Raw genomic sequence first — 3109 nt, 5'->3', positions numbered from 1 at the left:
CGGTGGCCCCGGCCCCGCCGGCGTCCTCGTCGATGAGCAGGGCCGCGGCGCCGGTCTCGGCGACCCTGCCCCACACGGCGGTGCCGGGGCCGGTGTCACCCGCGCTCCAGGCGCGGATGACCGACGGCATGTCGGACCGTGTCAGCAGCGAGTCGATGCTCGCCGCGAAGTCGGTGATCTCGGGGTCGAGTGCGAATCTCATGGTGCTCCGTGTCCCGTCAGCCGCGCGGAAGGCCGAGGAGGCGCTCGGCGATGATGTTCTTCTGGACCTCGTTGGTGCCGGCGTAGATCGGCCCGGCGAGGGCGAACAGGTATCCGTCCATCCACTGCTCCCCGGCGAGTTCGCCGGCCGTGCCGAGCAGGTCCAGGGCGGTCTCGTGGGTGGCGATGTCCCAGTCCGACCAGAAGACCTTGTTGATCGAGGACTCGAAGCCCAGGTTGGCGCCGCCGGTGAGCGTGGTGACCGTGTTCCAGGTGCTCAGCTCGTAGGCGCGCGAGCCGATCCACGCGTCGACCACCCGGTCGGCGAGGGCGCCGCGGGTGCGGTCGTCGAGGTCCGCCCGGTGGGAGCCCCACAGCTCGAGCAGTCGGTCGGTGGTGGCGAGAAACCGGCCGGGCGAGCGCAGGGAGAGGCCGCGCTCGTTGTTGGCGGTGGACATCGCCACCTTCCAGCCCTGGTTGACCTCCCCGATCACGCCGGAGGAGGCGGGGTCGGCGGGATCATCCGCGACGAAGACGTTCTCGAGGAACAGCTCGGCGAAGCCGGGCAGGCCGTCGAGCTGGTCGATCGGACGCACGGTGACGCCCTCGGCCCGCAGGTCGAACATGAAGTAGGTCAGGCCCTTGTGGCGGGGCTCGTCCGGGTCGGTGCGGAACAGCCCGAAACCCTTGTCGGCGAACGAGGCGCGGGTGGACCACACCTTCTGGCCGCTGAGCAGCCAGCCGCCGTCCACACGCGTAGCCGTCGAGCGCAGCGACGCCAGGTCGGACCCCGCCTCCGGCTCGGACCAGGCCTGCGCCCAGATGTCGTCGGCGCGGGCCATGCGCGGCATGATGTGCGCCAACTGCTCGGGGGTCGCGTGATCGAACAGGGTCGGTGCGAGCAGGAAGATGCCGTTCTGGCTCACCCGCAGGGGTGCGCCCGCGCGGAAGTACTCCTCCTCGAAGACCACCCAGTTGACCAGTCCGCAGTCGCGGCCGCCGAACTCCTCGGGCCACGACACGACCGACATGCGGGCGTCGGCCATCTTGCGCTCCCACTCGCGGTGGGCCTCGAAGCCCTCGCGGGTGTCCATGTGTGGGAGCGGCTCGGACGGCACGTTCTCGGCGAGCCAGTCGCGCACCTCGAGGCGGAACTCCTGTGTCGAGGCGTCCAGATCCAGATCCACGGCGTCAGCCCTTCCGCTCGCCGGTCGGGGCGGGGCCGCCGGTCGAACCCGTGTTGGCGCTGTCGCGCATCGAGCGCGCGTCCATCCCGCCGAGGGAGGCGGAGAACGAGTCGGTGTCGTCGGGCTCCGCGTTGGCCGAGTGGGCGAACATGTGCCAGCCGAACGCCGTGTCCAGCGAGGTCTGCAGGCCCATCTGGTCCTCGTTCGAATTGATGACCTTCTTGGCCAGGGTCAGGCCGAAGGCGGGCATTGCGGCGATCTCACCGGCGATCTCGTCGACCTTCGCCTGCAGCTCCTCGCGCGGCACGACGTGGTTGAGCATGCCCCAGTCCAGCGCCTCGGCCGCACCGAATCTGCGACCGGTGTAGAGGATCTCCTTGGCACGGCGGGGGCCCAGGACGAAGGCGTGGGCGAAGTACTCGACACCGGGGATCCCCATCTTGACCACCGGGTCGGAGAAGAACGCGTCGTCGGAGGCCACGATGAAGTCGCAGATCCACGCCAGCATCAGGCCGCCGGCGATGCACGCGCCGTGCACCTGGGCGATCATCGGCTTGGGGATCTCGCGCCAGCGGCGACACATCTGGACGTAGACCTCGGTCTCGCGGGCCAGCCGCCGGTCGCCGCCGCCGCGGGTGGTGTGGTCCCACCAGATCGAGGCGCGGTTGGGGTACTCCACGTGGTGGTCGCGCTCGGTGGTGCCGATGTCGTGGCCGGCCGAGAAGTGCTTGCCGTTGGCCCGCAGGACGATCACCTTGACCGCGTCGTCCTCCACGGCCCTGATGAAGGCGTTGTCCAGCGAGTACGTCATGACCGAGTTCTGCGCGTTGCGGAAGTCGGGGCGGTTGAGCGTGACGTAGGCGGTGCCGCCCGTGACCTCGTAGGCGACCGGCTGCGTGTCCGGGCCGAGGTCGTCGACACCGAGGACCGGGGGGATGGGTGCGTCGGTCATGAGCTGGGGATCTCCTTACCTAGCAAGTGCTTGGTTGGTACTGTACCGGACCCGCTCGCCGGATCGGATTCAGACGCCGTCACCACCGTCGTCCAGACGCCGTCGCCTCCGCCGTTCAGACGCCGTAACCACCGTCGACGTCGAGTTTCTGGCCGGAGATGAAGCCCGCCCGGTCGGAGGCGAGGAACGCCACGGCCTCGGCGACGTCCACCGCGGTCCCGAACCGTCGCAGCGGGATGTTGCGGCGGGTGACCTCGAGTGCGCGGTCGTCGAGGTCGCCGGAGGAGATGAGCCTCTCGGACATCCCGTCGGTGAGCATCCCCGGGCCCACGCAGTTCACACGGACCCCGAACCGGCCCTCCTCCGCCGCCAGGCCCCGCACCAGCTGCTCGACCGCGCTCTTGGGGACCGCGGACAGGCCGTCCCGGACCGGGTAGCGGGTGGTGGCGGCGGTGGTGACGACGACGACGGTGCCGCCCACCGCGCGCACATGCGGCAGCGCCGGGTGCACGATCGCGAAGAACCCGGCGGCGTCCGCGTCCAGCTGGGCGCGCAGCTCGGCCGGGCTGGTCCGGGACAGGTGGACCATGGGCACGTGCGGGCCGGCGCAGTGGGCGAGGACGGCGATCCCGCCGTACCGGGAGGCGATCTGATCGATCGAGGCCGCCACCTCGTCGTCGTCGGTCCCGTCGCGTCCCGGGGCCAGTCTCACGCACTCCACGCCTCGTCGGGCGGCCTCGGTGTGGTCACCCGGGCCGGTGGCCCCGGA

General features: G+C 70.7%; 3 protein-coding genes and 1 pseudogene. All 4 read right to left on the bottom strand.

Going from position 1 to position 3109, the window contains the following annotated elements:
• Nucleotides 1-202, bottom strand: a pseudogene (locus G6022_RS14965) (acyl-CoA dehydrogenase); the annotation flags it as partial.
• Between the two features lie 16 nt (nucleotides 203-218).
• Entirely contained in the window at nucleotides 219-1388 is a 1170-nt protein-coding gene (locus tag G6022_RS14960) for an acyl-CoA dehydrogenase family protein (RefSeq protein WP_182638413.1), read from the bottom strand.
• 4 nt (nucleotides 1389-1392) lie between these two features.
• Nucleotides 1393-2340: an enoyl-CoA hydratase gene (locus G6022_RS14955; protein WP_182638412.1), complete on the bottom strand. Its 948-nt coding sequence runs from the start codon at nucleotides 2338-2340 to the stop codon at nucleotides 1393-1395.
• Nucleotides 2341-2455: 115 nt separating this feature from the next.
• The coding region (locus G6022_RS14950; protein ID WP_182691881.1) for an SDR family oxidoreductase at nucleotides 2456-3109 on the bottom strand (654 nt) is incomplete at its 5' end.

The organism is Dietzia sp. Cai40, assembly GCF_014145165.1.
Lineage (GTDB): Bacteria > Actinomycetota > Actinomycetes > Mycobacteriales > Mycobacteriaceae > Dietzia > Dietzia natronolimnaea.
This window is presented reverse-complemented; position numbering and strand designations above follow the sequence as displayed.